Source organism: Methylophilus aquaticus (assembly GCF_030769565.1).
GTDB classification, from domain to species: Bacteria; Pseudomonadota; Gammaproteobacteria; order Burkholderiales; family Methylophilaceae; genus Methylophilus; species Methylophilus aquaticus.
Window position 1 is genome coordinate 60,359 of the sequence record NZ_JAVCAP010000022.1, and the last position, 14,771, is coordinate 75,129.

Consider the following 14,771-nt stretch of genomic DNA (forward strand, 5'->3'; position numbering starts at 1 on the left):
ACTCAGGAATAGACACGTACAGCATTTTCAGCACGCAATTGCTGGAAAATTTGTAATCGCAATCGCTTGATATGTCCCTGTGTGACTTGTTCCAGAATCGCGCAGCCAGGCTCATGCTGATGCGTACAATTGTTGAATTTACATTTTCCGATAAAAGGACGGAATTCGATAAACGCATACTCCAGCGTCGCGGTGTCGACATGGTACAAGCCAAACTCTTGCAGGCCAGGGGAGTCAATAATCGCGCTGTGTACGTCCAGATGATAAAGATGGGTGGCTGTGGTGGTATGTTTGCCACTGTCCAGTGTTGCACTGATCTCTTGCGTGCGACTATGCACCTCGGGTAATAGCGCATTGATAATCGTGGATTTGCCCATGCCGGATTGCCCCACCAGTATGCTGGTTTGGTGATCGAGTAAAGGTAGCAGGGGGGCTACTGATTCTGCGGCACTCAGGCGCACGGTGTGATAACCCAATGTGGCATAAAAAGCCAGTTTTTCTTCGGCCTCGGCATTGGCCATGTCGCATTTGTTGAGAATTATCACTGGCCGGATACCACAGGCTTCAGCTGCAATCAGGCAGCGATTGAGCAAGTCTTCGTAAAAGCTGGGTTGCGTGGCCAGTACAATCAGTATTTGTGTGACATTGGCCGCCAGAATCTTGCTTTTAAAGGCATTGCTGCGATAAAGCAAACTACTTCTTTCGGCGGTTTTTTCGATGACGCCTTCATGGTTGTCGGTCAGTTTGATCGAGACGCGGTCACCAGCTGCATTATCCACTTTCTTGCCGCGGGTGACACAGCTGATGACGTGCCCATCCGTCAGTTCAACATTGTAACGCTTGCCAAAAGCGGCTACTACCAATCCTTCCTGCATATCAAAAGTGATAAAAAGTATGATTTAAATACAGCACGACTTGCTGTTCTTCATCATCAAACCATTTGAGGTTAAGCATGGTATTGCAGTTGGTCACTTGCGCCTTTAAGCCAGATAAGGAGCGTACCTTGCGGTATTCTCGGGTGTAAATGCCACTGCCATCCCTCCCAAAACTGCTGGCATGGCAACTGATGCAATGGGTATTCACCAGTTTTTTGCCCGCCTGGATGCTGCTTGTATCCTGCTCACCGGCAATCAATCCAGTAGTGCAAAGGAGCAGGGCGACAGCGGACAGATGACGTGTTTTCATGCGTATGTTTGCAGTTTTGCAATACGCAAACTGGCCGGTGGATGTGAGTCATAGAACGCAGAATGCAATGGATCGGGCGTCAGGGTCGAGGCATTGTCCCGGTACAGCTTAACCAGCGCATCAATCAGGTACTGTGGGCGAGACTGGTGCGCAGCGTAATGGTCAGCTTCAAACTCATTGGTGCGCGAGTATGCGGCCATCAGGGGACGCAATACAAACATGAATACCGGAGCAATCAACACAAACAATAGCAGTGCCATGTGATTGCTGGCTTGGGTTACACCCAGACCCTGATAGAACCAGTCCTGCTGCATTAAATAGCCCAGCAATGCCAAGCCTAGCAAGCTCAAGCCAAACATCATGACAATTCTCTTGATGACATGTTTGTGTTTGAAGTGCCCCAGCTCGTGTGCGAGCACTGCTTCAATTTCATCCGCATTCAATTTGTCGAGCAAGGTGTCAAAAAATACGACGCGTTTGTTTTTACCAAACCCAGTGAAATAGGCATTGCCATGTCCTGAACGTGTTGAACCATCCATCACAAACAAGCCCTGGCTGGCAAATCCGCATTTCTGCATCAGTGCTTCAATCCTGTTTTTCAGGCCGTGGTCTTCTAGCGGGGAAAATTTATTAAACAGCGGTGCAATCCAGGTTGGGTACACAGCCAGCATAAACAGGTTGAATACACTCCATACTACCCATAGGTAGAACCACCACCCGCTGCCTGTACTTTGCATCAGCCATAGTGCGACCAGCAGAATGGGGCCGCCCAGCAGTAAACCAACCAGGGTATGCTTGATCAGGTCATTAAAAAACATTCCGCGCGACATTTTATTGAAGCCAAACCGCGCATCCACATTAAAGGTCTGGATGTAGTCAAATGGCAGTGTGGCAAGGCTAGAAAGCAGCATGGCAGAGCAGACCACCAGTGCGCCACGCACAATCTCATGTGAAGGCAGCCATTGCTGCCACACATTGTCCAGTAATTGCAAAATACCACCGAGCGTCAGTGCCAGCAGGATAAAAGACTCCATGATGGTCTCACTTAAGCGGAGTTTGACTTTGGCTGTTGTATAGTCTGCTGCGCGTTGATGTGCCTCCAGGCCGATCGTTTGACTAAAGGCTTGTGGCACCTGATGACGGTGACTTTCGATGTGGCGAATGTGGCGCATGCCCAGCCAGATTCTGATGAATAAGCTGATCGCAATCAGGGCAACGAATATTTGTGTGAAGAGTGCTGACATAACCTTATGTGTAATATGTAAATGTTACTAAAGACCTATTTTGATGGATTTATACCCACCTTGTTCAATGAACTGAATATAATGTCTCATTTTAATGGAAATCATGACAAGAGGGACGCAATTGGCGAATAATCAGGATTATTTAATCTGGCTGGACATGGAAATGAGTGGTTTGCAGCCAGACAGCGACCGTATTTTGGAGTTGGCAGCCGTGGTGACTGACGCACAATTGAATATTGTGGCTGAATCACCGGTGTTGGTGGTGTATCAATCAGATGCCGTATTGGATGGCATGGATGCCTGGAACAAGGGGACGCATGGTCGTAGCGGGTTGATCGATAAAGTCAAAGCTTCCACGCTGGACGAAGAGGCCGCGACCGATGCCATGTTGAGTTTTCTAAAAGCACATGTGCCGGCAGGTAAGTCACCCATGTGTGGTAACTCAATCTGTCAGGACAGAAGATTTATGGCGCGTTATATGCCGCGTCTGGAGCAGTTTTTTCACTACCGCAATCTCGACGTCAGCGTATTTAAAGAGTTGGCGCGTCGCTGGCGTCCGGATATTTACAGCGGTTTCAAGAAAGCCAGTCGACATGAAGCCCTGGCTGATATTTATGAGTCTATCGATGAGCTCAAATATTACCGTGAACATTTTTTGATCATGACAGCCCCGGCAAAAGCCGAGTAACCAAAAGCAGAGTAACGTAGACCTCAGATAAAAAAAGACGCCTAAAAAGGCGTCCTGAGGGAGGAGAAGTTAGCTTTGGAGAAGCTTGAGTAGATATAAGCATCTTCTGTGCCAACTTACATTCCCTTTTGAGTCCAGTATTTCCCAGTTTTTTAATGCTTAAACATCCTTTGGTAGAGTGTTAAATAGTGTTTTGCACTGGTTTTCCAGCTGACATCCTGCTTCATGGCCTGCTTTTGCAATTGCTGCCAGTGACCAAAATTGGCATGCATTCGGATGGCTTGTTGTAATGTGACCAAAAGTGTCGAGGCCGTGTTTTCGGGTAACACAAAACCGGTCATATTATGTGGCAACTTCCCATCCTCCGTGACTGTTCCACCACTGACTGAGTCCGCCAACCCGCCTGTATTCGCGACGACAGGAATCGTTCCGTAGCGTAATCCATACATTTGGTTTAATCCGCAAGGCTCAAAGCGGGAAGGCATCACGAAAATATCTACTCCTGCCATCATGCGGTGCGAGAGTGGCTCGTTGTATCCTATGGTCGCCGAAACTTTTCCTGGATAACGCTGCATCAATCCCAGAAAGTCTTGTTCTAGCTTGGGTTCACCACCTCCCAGTATTGCCAACTGACAACCTTGCTCAATCAGTGCTTGCGCGATCTCTAACAGCAGGTCCAGACCCTTTTGATGGGTCAGCCGACTGACCACACCAAGTAAAGGGCAGTTTGCATCCTTGTTTAATCCGAGTTCTTCTTGCAATATCTGTTTTACCTTGGCCTTGTTGCCCAGTTTTTTCTCACTGTAATGGACTGGAAGATGTACATCTTGAGACGGATCCCAAGCTTGAGTATCAATCCCGTTAAGAATGCCTGTCAAGGCTCTGGCTCGGTGTTGCAAAAGACCCTGAAAACCAAAGCCAAATTGCTCTGTTTGGATTTCTCTGGCATAGGTCGGACTTACCGTGCACAGAGCATCCGCATAATAGAGACCTGCTTTCATGAAGGATACGTGTCCGAAGAACTCGTATCCTTCGGGCTGAAAATCACGATCATTTAATGTCAGTCTATGGCGCCAGTCAGGATGAAAATTGCCCTGGAATGCTATATTGTGAATGCTGAATGCAGACTTTACAGAGCTGCCCATCTGCTTTAAGTAATAAGGAACCAAGCCGGTTTGCCAGTCATTACAATGGACAACATCTGCCTGCCAGTCAAGTAAGTTGTTTTTATTCGCCAGAATTGCAGCGACTTTAGAAAGCACTCCAAATCGCAGGGGATTGTCTTGCCAATCCCCATGTTGGGGGTGATGGTAAGGGCTGCCATCACGATCATAGAGCGCAGGTTGATCCACGAGAATCAGCGGGATATTGGTGCCTGGTAATGTTGTTTGGTATAGCTCACAGTCAATATCGTTAAATACTTTAAGGCCTCCCAGTCGTTTAGCTGGTGTACATTGTGACCGTATTCCTCGATAGGCTGGTAGTACAATATGGATATCCACTCCTAAAGATCTGAGTGCAATTGGCAAAGCACCACTTACATCTGCCAAGCCACCAGTCTTAATCAAGGGGAAAACTTCAGAAGTAACAAATAATAAGCGCAAGGGGTTCTCTTTAATGGGACGAAAGCATCGGGGCGCCAATAAAATAGCCTGTTTATGATACATTGCATTATTGTATTTTAGAAGGGACGTGAGATGAAATTTTGGATGGCCGTTGGCTTAGGCGCGGCTCTGGGGGCATGGGTGAGATGGGGATTAACTACCTGGCTTAATGCGGTGGGTGTGATTCCATTAGGTACGTTTTTGGCGAATGCCATTGGTGGTTTTTTAATGGGTGTTGTGCTTGGTTTTTTTCAGTTCATCCCTCAACTTTCACCAGAATGGCGACTGTTTATAGCAACAGGCTTTCTGGGTGGATTAACAACATTTTCAACATTCTCCGCGCAAGCATTTGAGTTGCTACAAAAACAGGCATACATGTGGGCCATGCTGTATGTTCTGGCGCACGTAGTGGCATCCATACTGTTGACGATGCTGGGCTATTGGATGGTCATGCGTTGGCATTCTGCCCCATTGTAACGTTGGGTTGAAGTATTTCTCTCAATAAAAAAGAGGGCCAGGTGGCCCTCTTTTTCTTGGTGTTGCACCTAACTAACGGGTGTTTATTTCTGGGTTTCTACCATTACTAATGGGGCTTCACCTGCAGCGACTTCATCTCCCTTTTTCCATTTTGGAGGTGCCTGACGTGTTTTCTTGGCTTTAGCCGGTGCTGCAACTGTTTCGCTTGGTGTTGCCACGGCTTTAGTTTCTACCAGTTGAATACCGTCATCAATCTTGGCTGCTTTTGCTGCAGGTTTGTTTTTACCGCGCACAGGTTTTTTCTTGGGTTCTACAGCTTTTTCAGGGCTTGCAGTCTCTGCAACGGCAGCGGCTATTTCAACCATCTCTATTGCAGGCTTATCTGCGGCGGTTTTAGCCGCTGCTTCACTGCCTTTACCGCGAGATTTTCCACCACGTGAGCGGCTACGTGCAGGCTTGGTCACTTCTGCAGTAGATGCAGCATCTGTGTTTGCAGCTTCAGCATTTTCCGACACGCGTTCTTTTGCGGTAGCGACTTCAGGCACATCAGTTTTTGCAATTGCGACAACCTGCTCTATATGCGTTGCTGGCATTGTCAGTTCTGTTACATTCACAAGAGGCTGTGTCTGTTCATTCACTACGATGGGTTGTGTTGACTCGGCACTCACTGCCTGATCATCCCGCTGGCGACGATCACGGCGGCCATGACGGTTGCGTCGACTACCGCGTTCACCACGCTCCTGGCGCGCTTCACCGGTTTGTGAAGTCAAGACAGGGGCTTGTTGCTGGTCAGGTTTATTAGCTTCCGCTGCTGGTTGACGCTCTTTATTGAACTGCTTGTCATGTACCGGCCTATCCTGTTTCGTCTTGTGCGCAGCCTGATCAGCGGGTCTCTCAGATTTCTCTGTACGGTCACCGCGCTCTTGCTGGCGTTCACGCTGTTTGTCACGACGGTTGCGGTTTTTATTGCGGTCACGACTTTGCTCGCGTGCTTCACGCACCGGTTTGGTGGTTTCTTCAACCTCTGGTTTTTCTTCCATACCTAACCAGGATTTGATTACGCCAAACAGCGACTTTTTCGCTGCGACAGGGGCTGGCTTTTCTTCTACAATAGGCGCTGCAGTGGCGGGTGTGATCCCTTTCACTACGGCTTCTGCTTTTGCCGGTGCGGCCGGTTGTTGCAAGTTATGCTGGTAGTCAGACTCAGTTGGCAGGTCCACCATTTTGTAGCTGGCCTGCGCGGTTTCTTCATTGACATCATCATGACGGATACGCGTAATATTGTAATTTGGGGTTTCCATGTGGATATTGGGAATCAACACTACTTCAACGCCCGTACGTTGTTCAATTTTGTGAATATCTGCACGTTTTTCATTCAACAGGAAAGTCGCAGCTTCAACAGGCAGTTGTACCTGAATAATTGCGCTGTTGTCCTTCATTGCTTCTTCTTGTGTGATGCGCAGAATATGCAAAGCAGTGGATTCGATACCACGGATGTGTCCTGTGCCGTTACAGCGTGGACAGGTCGCATGGTTGGTTTCACCCAGGCTAGGGCGCAAGCGCTGACGCGAGAGCTCCAGCAGGCCAAAGCGCGAAATCTTGCCCATTTGCACGCGAGCACGGTCATGATGCAGGGCATCCCGCAAGGCGTTTTCTACCTCACGCTGGTTACGCTGGACTTCCATATCAATAAAGTCAATGACGACCAGGCCACCCAGGTCGCGCAGACGCATTTGACGCGCCACTTCTTCAGCCGCTTCGAGGTTGGTATTGAACGCTGTTTGTTCAATATCTGACCCTTTGATTGAGCGGCCAGAGTTGACATCGATCGATACCAGCGCTTCGGTATGGTCAATTACAATCGCACCCCCTGAAGGCAGGCGCACTTCGCGTGCAAATGCCGTTTCAATCTGATGCTCAATCTGGAAGCGGGAAAACAGCGGAATTTCATCCTGATACAGTTTGACGCGCGCAACATTGCCCGGCATCACGTGGTTCATGAACTGTACCGCCTGTTCATGGACATCCACGGTGTCAATCAGGATTTCACCGATATCGGCACTGAAATAATCGCGGATCGCACGAATCACCAAGCTACCTTCCTGATAAATCAGGTAGGCGCCCGGCTGGAAGTTAGAGGCATCCTCAATGGCTTTCCACAGTTGGGTCAGGTAGTTCAGATCCCACTGCAGTTCTTCAGCATTGCGTCCGATACCGGCCGTACGCGCAATAATGCTCATGCCGTTAGGGATTTCCAGTTGTGCCATGGTGTCGCGCAATTCATTGCGCTCTTCACCTTCTACCCGGCGCGAAACACCACCGCCACGCGGGTTGTTTGGCATCAATACCAGATAACGACCTGCCAGCGAGATAAACGTAGTCAGGGCAGCGCCTTTGCTACCACGTTCGTCTTTGTCGACCTGCACAATGACTTCCTGACCTTCTTTGATCACATCCTGAATACGGGCGCGGCCAGCGTCCGGTTTGTCCTGGAAATAGCTGCGCGAAATCTCTTTAAAAGGCAAAAAGCCGTGTCTGTCAGTACCATAGTCGACAAACGCGGCTTCCAGTGAGGGCTCAATACGGGTGATCACCCCTTTGTAGATATTGCTTTTACGCTGCTCTTTGCCAGCATGTTCAATATCCAGGTCAATCAGTTTTTGTCCATCGACGATAGCAACGCGCAACTCTTCAGATTGCGTTGCATTAAACAACATTCTTTTCATATATGACTCCTTGCGAAGTCGCAGAATGCATGAGGGACAAGGCGGGCCGGGTTGGCTGGCAACCACCGGAAATTAACGTAAAGCACACGGATGACTCATGCCATTGATCGCTATCGTGGACAGTGGTGACCATAGACAGTGGTGACAAGGTGCAACTTTGTACATCATGTGATATTGACGCTACCAGTTTGGATAAGGCATCGAGCGGTCACATGGTTCTGAAAGGGAGTTGATAAAGGTAAACCTTGCATGACGCAATGCGCCTGATGCGAGTGTCTGTCTACCGGATTCAAAATAAAAACCCTATGCAGAGATTAAATTCGTTAAAATTCAGGTTTGGCAACGCCAAGCTCATGTCGTTAATTATTCTGCGAGAGCTTTCGCGTGTGTAATTTCTAAATTTGTTATCGCTACTTGATGGCGAGCGGTATTCACCAAAAATTTTGTTTACTTCTGCTTCCGGTCAACTTTATTTTTGGCCATCCGTTGATTTTTGGCCAATCATTGGCTGGCGTGTCCGGGCTTTTTAATCAAGGCATTGCGATGTTATCGCGATTGCATCTGCCGACACCACGGAACCAGAATTTCGACAGTATATCCATAAGTCAAGATAAAGCAAAGCACGACCTTAACCATGCAAATGAATTCCCGACACATAAAAACAGTCTCAGCGAATACGGTTGATACGACGTCCAGTAATCAGGCTCCCGCCTCTGGCGATAAACCCGCTAGCGATCGTGCCACGCTATTGCGTGTAGATGAAGGGTCGGAAACCCAGCGCATAGATAATTATCTGACTAAAGTGCTGAAGGGCGTACCCAAAAGCCATGTTTACCGTATTTTGCGTAGTGGAGAAGTACGGGTCAATAAAAAGCGTATCAGCGCCGATTATCGTCTGCAGTTGGGAGACGAGGTGCGCGTGCCGCCTATTCGGATGTCAATGCCCAGTGCGAACATGAGTGCGCCTGCCTATGTGAAGCCCAGGCTTGCGGATATGGTTATTTATGAAGATGATGCCATGCTGGCTTTGAACAAGCCGGCGGGCATGGCTGTACATGGAGGTAGCGGCATCAGTCTGGGTGTGATTGAGCAATTGCGTCTGGAAAGGCCGCAGGCCAAGTTTCTCGAACTGGTGCATCGACTTGATCGTGAAACCTCGGGTGTATTAATGATTGCCAAAAAGCGTTCGGCATTGACCGCCTTGCATGAGGCTATGCGCCATCATCATATGGATAAACGCTATGTGATGCTGGTGCAAGGTCACTGGCAAGATAAAACGAAGAAAGTATCACTGGATTTACAAAAGTATGTCACCGAGTCGGGTGAGCGGCGTGTGCAAGTGGTGGATATGCCTTTGCTCACAGATACACCGGGTGCGCGTAAGTCAGTCAAAACAGCGGGAATTGCTGCAAAACAGCAGGCAGCACGCGGCAAATTTGAAGTTGAAACTCAAACCTCAGAGACATGGTTTTATTTGCAGCAGCATATTGGTCCTTACAGCTTTTTACAGGCAAAACTGATTACTGGTCGTACGCATCAGCTCAGGGTACAGTTGTCGCATTTGGGCTTCCCGATCGTGGGAGATGATAAATATGGTGATTTCACTTTGAACAAACAATTGCTCAAACAGGGGCTCAAACGGATGTTTTTACATTCGAGCGAGACCCGAATTGCGCATCCATTAACGGGTGAAGCCTTACACCTGATTGCAAGTTTGCCCGTTGATCTCGACACATTTTTGCAACAGCAGCGTCAATTACACACAGACTCTTCAGAAAAATAACAGGCAATTAAAGTATGGCAGTGAAACAATTTGATTTGGTGGTGTGGGATTGGGACGGCACGATTGCCGACTCTACAGGCATGATTACACAGGCCTTGATCAGGGCCGCCGAAGAAACAGGGCTGCCGCCGCTCACGGCAGAAAAAGTGCGCGGCATTATCGGATTAGGGTTGCGCGAGTCTATTCATGCTCTTTATGGAGATATTCCGCAAACGTTGGCACAGGACCTGGCGACCGCCTATCACCGGCGTTACTATGCTGGGGAGAACGAGATTGTCATGTTTGAAGGCATTGCCGAGACGATTGCCGCGCTGGCACACCGCGGCTGCAAGCAGGCGGTGGCAACGGGTAAAGGGCGCAGAGGATTGGATGCAGCCTTGGCCAATACCGGGCTTGGCAGGTATTTTAGCGCAACTAAAACAGTGGATGAATGTTTTTCAAAGCCACACCCGCAAATGCTGGATGAGTTAATGGATGAACTGGTGGTGATGCCGCACCGTACACTGATGATTGGCGACTCACAATACGATATACAGATGGGTAAAAACGCAGATGTGAATACTGCTGCTGTTGCCTACGGCTCGCAAACAGCGGCACAATTACAGCAGTATTCACCGGGTCAGCTGTTTCAGGATGTGGCAACATTGCGTCAATGGTTGCTGGAGCAGGTATGACAGAGGTGCAAGAAGTGACGTTTGACAGTCATTTGCTGATTGAGAAGGGTGAGGGTCTGCGTTTTGCTATTCCGTTACTGGGGCCCCATGCGACGGGGTTTGCAGTGCGTTTTGAAGGCAATGTGTATGCTTATGTCAACCGTTGTGCGCATGTGCCGATAGAGCTGGATTGGGAGCACGGTAAGTTTTTTAACATGACACAAGAGTGGCTCATCTGTGCAACCCATGGTGCAATGTATGCACCACAAAGCGGACATTGTGTGATGGGGCCTTGTAAAGGTAAACATTTAAAAGGGATCCCGGTCTCGGAGCAAAATGGATTGGTTCGAATACATCTGGATCAGTTGTAGTCACGTCGTGCCCAGTGCTTCCCAACGCATATTTGCTGCACGCATAATCGAAGCAAACCATACGAAAGTTGTTAGAATATTTAAAGTCACTGATCATAAATTATTAATGCCAAAGTTATTGATGAAAGTAGAGCCATGCAAGAAGAACGTTCGCAGTCCCCGGAATTAAAAAATACTGCACCTGCACCGGATTGGGCAGTCAGTTCACTGGAAAAAATAGCGCTTGCCGGATTGCAGGAACAAAAATCCTCCAGGCGCTGGTCCATTGTATTCAAGTCGCTGACCTTTATTTATTTGTTTTTCCTGCTCATGATGCTATTGGGATGGGTCGGCCAGAACAAGGCGGCTTCAACTGCGCACACCGCGTTGATTGATATCGCAGGCGTGATCGAGGCAGGCGGACAAGTCAATGCCGATGCTGTGATCAGCAGTTTGAACGACGCGTATGACAACAAGGGCACCAAAGGTATTATCTTGCGGATTAACAGCCCGGGCGGCAGTCCGGTACAGGCGGGGATTATCAATGATGAAATTCACCGTCAGCGTAAACTGCATCCGGAGATTCCCGTATATGCGGTGGTCGAAGATATCTGCGCCTCAGGCGGGTACTACATTGCCGTCGCAGCGGACAAGATCTTTGTTGATAAAGCCAGTATTGTCGGTTCTATAGGCGTATTGATGGATGGTTATGGATTTACCGAGCTGATGAAAAAAGTGGGCGTCGAACGTCGCCTGCTCACTGCCGGTGCAAACAAAGGCATGCTGGATCCTTTTTCACCAGTCAATCCCAAACAAAAAGCATTTGCACAAACCATGCTTGACCAGATCCATCAGCAATTTATTGACGTGGTGCGTGAAGGTCGAGGCAGTCGCTTGAAAGAAAATGAAGAAACGTTCAGTGGCCTGTTCTGGAATGGCGAGGAAAGTATCAAGCTGGGTCTGGCCGATGCGCAGGGCAGTGCAGAGTTTGTGGCGCGTGAAGTGATCAAAGAATCCGAGATTGTTGATTTTACTTATCAGGAAACAGTGGTGGATCGCTTTGCCAAACGCCTGGGCGCCAGCATGGGGCAGGCTCTGGGGACGCATGTCCAGTCACTCATTCCCACTTTGCGATAATCAGTGGTTTGACTTAAACCCAGATTTTCTATTAGGCGATTTTCAATCTACTTGAACGTCAACTTGTCCATTTTGTGTCTTTGTCTAGGCAAGTTATCGGTCAATAGAATGACTATTGCCCTCAAATTTCCACAAAAAATCCATCAAACTGTCCAGCGTTGCCGTTTCAAGTCCTAACGGAACGTCTGGGTTAAAGAGTAATGCGCATGCAACAAAAAAGGGACCGTAGGTCCCTTTTTTGTTTTGCCTTCTATGAGATGCAGGCCTTATATAATATGCACTATTTCTTGGTTTTATTTTTTTCGTTGCGCTCTTTCAGCTTGGCACGCATTTCATTTTTGCGTCTACGCATGGTCACCAGACCTTCCCCTTGTTTACGCTCTTCTTCTTTATCAAACGGGTTATCCCCTTGATGGTATTGCACCCGCAGCGGGGTACCGACCAATTGAAAGGCTTTTCTAAACACGCCAGCTAAGTAGCGGGTATAACTATCCTTGATATGGTCGACATGATTGCCGTGTACCACAACGATCGGTGGGTTAGAGCCGCCCTGGTGCGCATAACGCAGTTTAGGGCGGATGCCTTTGCTGATGGGTGGCTGGTGTTGAATCACCGCTTCGCCCAATACGCGGGTGATTTGCGGTGTTGCCAGTTTGACCATTGCAGCTTTGAAGGCGACATCCACCGAGTCAAATAACTCGTTTAACCCTTTTTTGCGTAAGGCTGAAATATAGTGAAACTTGGCAAAGTCCAAAAACTGTAGCTTGCGGTCTATCTCTCGTTTAATCCAGTCACGCTCGTCGTCTTTCAGGCCATCCCATTTATTAATGGCTACGACCAATGCACGACCAGTTTCCAGAATATAGGCAGCCACATGCGCATCCTGCTCAGTAATGCCGTCTTGCGCATCCACCACCAAAATGGCGACATTGGCATCTTCAATCGCCTGCATGGTTTTAATCACCGAAAATTTTTCGACGGCTTCAAACACTTTGCCACGCTTGCGTACGCCAGCAGTATCAATGATGGTGTAGTCTTTGCCATTTTTTTCTAGATGAATTTCAATTGAGTCACGCGTCGTGCCCGGCTGGTCAAAAGCAATCACGCGATCTTCACCGAGCAGGGCATTTACCAGCGTTGATTTACCCACATTGGGACGGCCGACAATGGCAATCCGCGGTGCGTCATGATTTGCTGCAGTGCTTTCATCCTCTTTATCTACAATGGTTTCTAAGGCAAGCTCGACTAAATCACGTACACCTTCGCCATGGGCTGAGGAAATGGAGAGTGGCTCACCCATGCCCAGTTCATGAAAATCGGCACTGACAATGGCTTTTTGCATGCCTTCGGTTTTATTCACCGCCAGCAATACCGGACGTTGCGCTTTGCGCAAGGTTTGCGCAATGCTGAACTCTTGTGGCGTTAACCCAGCTCTGGCATCCACTAAAAAGATAATGACGTCAGCTTCGTCAATGGCCAATAAGGTCTGTTTGGCCATTTCTTTGAGTATGCCGCTATCCGCAGTTGGCTCGAAACCACCGGTATCAATCACCAAATAGGGTTTACTCGCCCCCAAGCCGCGGCCGTAGTGGCGGTCTCGGGTCAGGCCAGGCAAGTCTGCAACCAGCGCATCACGTGATCTGGTCAGACGGTTGAAAAGGGTGGATTTGCCGACATTGGGACGGCCAACCAGAACAATGGTAGGTAGCATTATTTAATAGAAACCGCGTATAGATTGCCGTCACGCGATTGGGCAAAGAATTGATTATTGGAGCCGGCAACGAGTGACATGACAGGTTTAGACCCAAGTTGTATGCGACCGACAAAACTACCATCATCATGGCTAAGTAAATGGACATAGCCTTCAAGATCACCGACGGCAACCACGTTGCCGAGTGCCAGAGGCACTGTCAGCAAGCGATAGCCAAGATTGGCTTGACGCCAGAAAGTTTTGCCGTTGGTATCGTCAAGCGAGTACACGGAGCCCACAGTATGGCTGATATAAATTCTTCCTGCATCCGCAGACAGACCAACATAGCTTGAAATGTCGCGGTTCCAGAGTAGCTGTCCACGTTGCCGGTCTACCGCTGCAATTTTACCCTGATAGGCCACGACATAAACGACTGGACCATCTACCACAGGCAGGCTGGTGATATCAGCAATGCGCTCAATTTCGGTGACACCCTTTGGCTGCGCCACGGTTGCTTCCCAAATCATTTTGCCAGAGTCAGCGCGAATCGCTACCAGTTTACCTCCAGGAAAACCGGCATACACTGCGCCACTGTCAACGACAATCCCGGCTTGTGTTTTCAGTGATAGTGATGGGGTTGCCCGTTCATAAATCCATTTGCGGCGACCATCAGCGGCATCAATGCCGTAAATGTGATGGTCGCTGGTACGGACAATCACTGTACCATCATAGTAGCGAGGTTGGCCTTGTACTTCACTGGATAATACAGCACTCCACATTTTTTTGCCGCTCAGGTTTAGTGCAACCAGATGACCCTTGCTGGTGCCCGCCAGTACCAGTCCGCCCCCTAAACCTACTGCACCACTGACAGCTTCATCCAAGGCTGTTTTCCACTGGATTTTGCCGGACTCAGCAGACAGCTGCATGACTTCACCTTCGGCATTGGCAGTGTAGAGAATGCGCTCATCAAGTACCGGCGTATAACTGAAGCGACCAGCATCTCCCACATCCGTTGACCAGAGGATTTTTGTTTCATAAGCACTGGTGATCGGTTCCAGTTCAACTGGTGGGTTGGCTGGTTCTGCGCCAAATATGCTTTCACTTAAATTGTTTTTGATGTCGGTGAAGGAGCTACAGCCAGAAATGGCAAATGCCAACAGCACAACTGTTGGCAATGATGACCATTGATAAGCTCGCGTAAAAGCGAGTGTAGGTAAATATTTCCTGATCATGT

Annotated in this window: 13 protein-coding genes; 6 read left to right on the forward strand and 7 right to left on the reverse strand. The window is 48.7% G+C overall.

The window, feature by feature from the left end; all coding sequences use genetic code 11:
• Nucleotides 1-2 precede the first annotated feature (2 nt).
• From rsgA to Q9291_RS11260, 3 genes are read right to left on the reverse strand one after another with little or no spacing between them, the layout of a single operon-like run.
• On the reverse strand, nt 3-875 hold the full coding sequence (gene rsgA, locus Q9291_RS11250) for a ribosome small subunit-dependent GTPase A (protein ID WP_306390147.1): 873 nt from the start codon (nt 873-875) through the stop codon (nt 3-5).
• 1 nt (nt 876) lies between these two features.
• Nucleotides 877-1,185, reverse strand: coding sequence for a cytochrome c (locus tag Q9291_RS11255; RefSeq protein WP_306390148.1), 309 nt, complete (start codon nt 1,183-1,185; stop codon nt 877-879).
• Complete coding sequence (locus tag Q9291_RS11260; protein ID WP_306390149.1) at nt 1,182-2,429, reverse strand: M48 family metallopeptidase; 1,248 nt, start codon at nt 2,427-2,429, stop codon at nt 1,182-1,184. Before Q9291_RS11260 ends, Q9291_RS11255 begins: the two co-directional genes overlap by 4 nt.
• 103 nt (nt 2,430-2,532) lie before the next feature.
• Here Q9291_RS11260 and orn point away from each other — a divergent pair, with 103 nt between their 5' ends.
• Nucleotides 2,533-3,117 carry an oligoribonuclease gene (orn, locus tag Q9291_RS11265; RefSeq protein ID WP_306390150.1) on the forward strand — a complete coding sequence of 195 codons (585 nt, stop codon included), beginning with the start codon at nt 2,533-2,535 and terminating at the stop codon, nt 3,115-3,117.
• A gap of 152 nt (nt 3,118-3,269) precedes the next feature.
• On the opposite strand, the gene glgA is transcribed toward orn, so the two are convergent.
• A complete protein-coding gene (gene glgA / locus Q9291_RS11270; protein ID WP_306390151.1) occupies nt 3,270-4,721 on the reverse strand; it encodes a glycogen synthase GlgA in 1,452 nt (483 codons plus the stop codon).
• Between the two features lie 93 nt (nt 4,722-4,814).
• On the opposite strand from glgA, the gene crcB reads away from it, so the two are divergent.
• A complete protein-coding gene (gene crcB / locus Q9291_RS11275; protein WP_306390152.1) occupies nt 4,815-5,198 on the forward strand; it encodes a fluoride efflux transporter CrcB in 384 nt (127 codons plus the stop codon).
• A gap of 83 nt (nt 5,199-5,281) precedes the next feature.
• Here the strand turns inward: crcB and Q9291_RS11280 are convergent, their stop codons facing one another.
• Nucleotides 5,282-7,924, reverse strand: a complete 2,643-nt coding sequence (locus tag Q9291_RS11280; RefSeq protein WP_306390153.1) for a ribonuclease E/G — start codon at nt 7,922-7,924, stop codon at nt 5,282-5,284.
• Between the two features lie 634 nt (nt 7,925-8,558).
• Here Q9291_RS11280 and Q9291_RS11285 point away from each other — a divergent pair.
• The 4 genes from Q9291_RS11285 to Q9291_RS11300 all read left to right on the forward strand — a co-directional run bounded on the left by Q9291_RS11285 (nt 8,559) and on the right by Q9291_RS11300 (nt 11,847).
• Complete coding sequence (locus Q9291_RS11285; RefSeq protein WP_306390154.1) at nt 8,559-9,707, forward strand: pseudouridine synthase; 1,149 nt, start codon at nt 8,559-8,561, stop codon at nt 9,705-9,707.
• Nucleotides 9,708-9,721: 14 nt separating this feature from the next.
• Entirely contained in the window at nt 9,722-10,381 is a 660-nt protein-coding gene (locus Q9291_RS11290; RefSeq protein ID WP_306390155.1) for an HAD family hydrolase, read from the forward strand.
• Nucleotides 10,378-10,731, forward strand: coding sequence for a Rieske (2Fe-2S) protein (locus Q9291_RS11295; protein WP_306390156.1), 354 nt, complete (start codon nt 10,378-10,380; stop codon nt 10,729-10,731). Before Q9291_RS11290 ends, Q9291_RS11295 begins: the two co-directional genes overlap by 4 nt.
• A 135-nt stretch (nt 10,732-10,866) precedes the next feature.
• Complete coding sequence (locus Q9291_RS11300) at nt 10,867-11,847, forward strand: S49 family peptidase (protein ID WP_306390157.1); 981 nt, start codon at nt 10,867-10,869, stop codon at nt 11,845-11,847.
• A gap of 280 nt (nt 11,848-12,127) precedes the next feature.
• On the opposite strand, the gene der is transcribed toward Q9291_RS11300, so the two are convergent.
• Both der and bamB read right to left on the reverse strand, forming a co-directional pair.
• Nucleotides 12,128-13,558 (reverse strand): ribosome biogenesis GTPase Der, encoded by a 1,431-nt coding sequence (gene der, locus Q9291_RS11305; protein ID WP_306390158.1) that lies wholly within the window; start codon nt 13,556-13,558, stop codon nt 12,128-12,130.
• Nucleotides 13,558-14,769, reverse strand: coding sequence for an outer membrane protein assembly factor BamB (gene bamB, locus Q9291_RS11310; protein ID WP_306390159.1), 1,212 nt, complete (start codon nt 14,767-14,769; stop codon nt 13,558-13,560). The genes der and bamB overlap by 1 nt, the downstream gene beginning before the upstream one ends.
• Nucleotides 14,770-14,771 lie beyond the last annotated feature (2 nt).

What these genes read in the sequence shown, in the direction of transcription:
- der (WP_306390158.1), bottom strand. Translation starts at nt 13,558, where the DNA reads ATGCTACCTACCATTGTTCTGGTTGGCCGTCCCAATGTCGGCAAATCC.
- Q9291_RS11295 (WP_306390156.1), top strand. Translation starts at nt 10,378, where the DNA reads ATGACAGAGGTGCAAGAAGTGACGTTTGACAGTCATTTGCTGATTGAG.
- Q9291_RS11280 (WP_306390153.1), bottom strand. Translation starts at nt 7,924, where the DNA reads ATGAAAAGAATGTTGTTTAATGCAACGCAATCTGAAGAGTTGCGCGTT.
- Q9291_RS11260 (WP_306390149.1), bottom strand. Translation starts at nt 2,429, where the DNA reads ATGTCAGCACTCTTCACACAAATATTCGTTGCCCTGATTGCGATCAGC.
- Q9291_RS11300 (WP_306390157.1), top strand. Translation starts at nt 10,867, where the DNA reads ATGCAAGAAGAACGTTCGCAGTCCCCGGAATTAAAAAATACTGCACCT.
- crcB (WP_306390152.1), top strand. Translation starts at nt 4,815, where the DNA reads ATGAAATTTTGGATGGCCGTTGGCTTAGGCGCGGCTCTGGGGGCATGG.
- Q9291_RS11285 (WP_306390154.1), top strand. Translation starts at nt 8,559, where the DNA reads ATGCAAATGAATTCCCGACACATAAAAACAGTCTCAGCGAATACGGTT.
- bamB (WP_306390159.1), bottom strand. Translation starts at nt 14,769, where the DNA reads ATGATCAGGAAATATTTACCTACACTCGCTTTTACGCGAGCTTATCAA.
- orn (WP_306390150.1), top strand. Translation starts at nt 2,533, where the DNA reads ATGACAAGAGGGACGCAATTGGCGAATAATCAGGATTATTTAATCTGG.
- Q9291_RS11255 (WP_306390148.1), bottom strand. Translation starts at nt 1,185, where the DNA reads ATGAAAACACGTCATCTGTCCGCTGTCGCCCTGCTCCTTTGCACTACT.
- rsgA (WP_306390147.1), bottom strand. Translation starts at nt 875, where the DNA reads ATGCAGGAAGGATTGGTAGTAGCCGCTTTTGGCAAGCGTTACAATGTT.
- Q9291_RS11290 (WP_306390155.1), top strand. Translation starts at nt 9,722, where the DNA reads ATGGCAGTGAAACAATTTGATTTGGTGGTGTGGGATTGGGACGGCACG.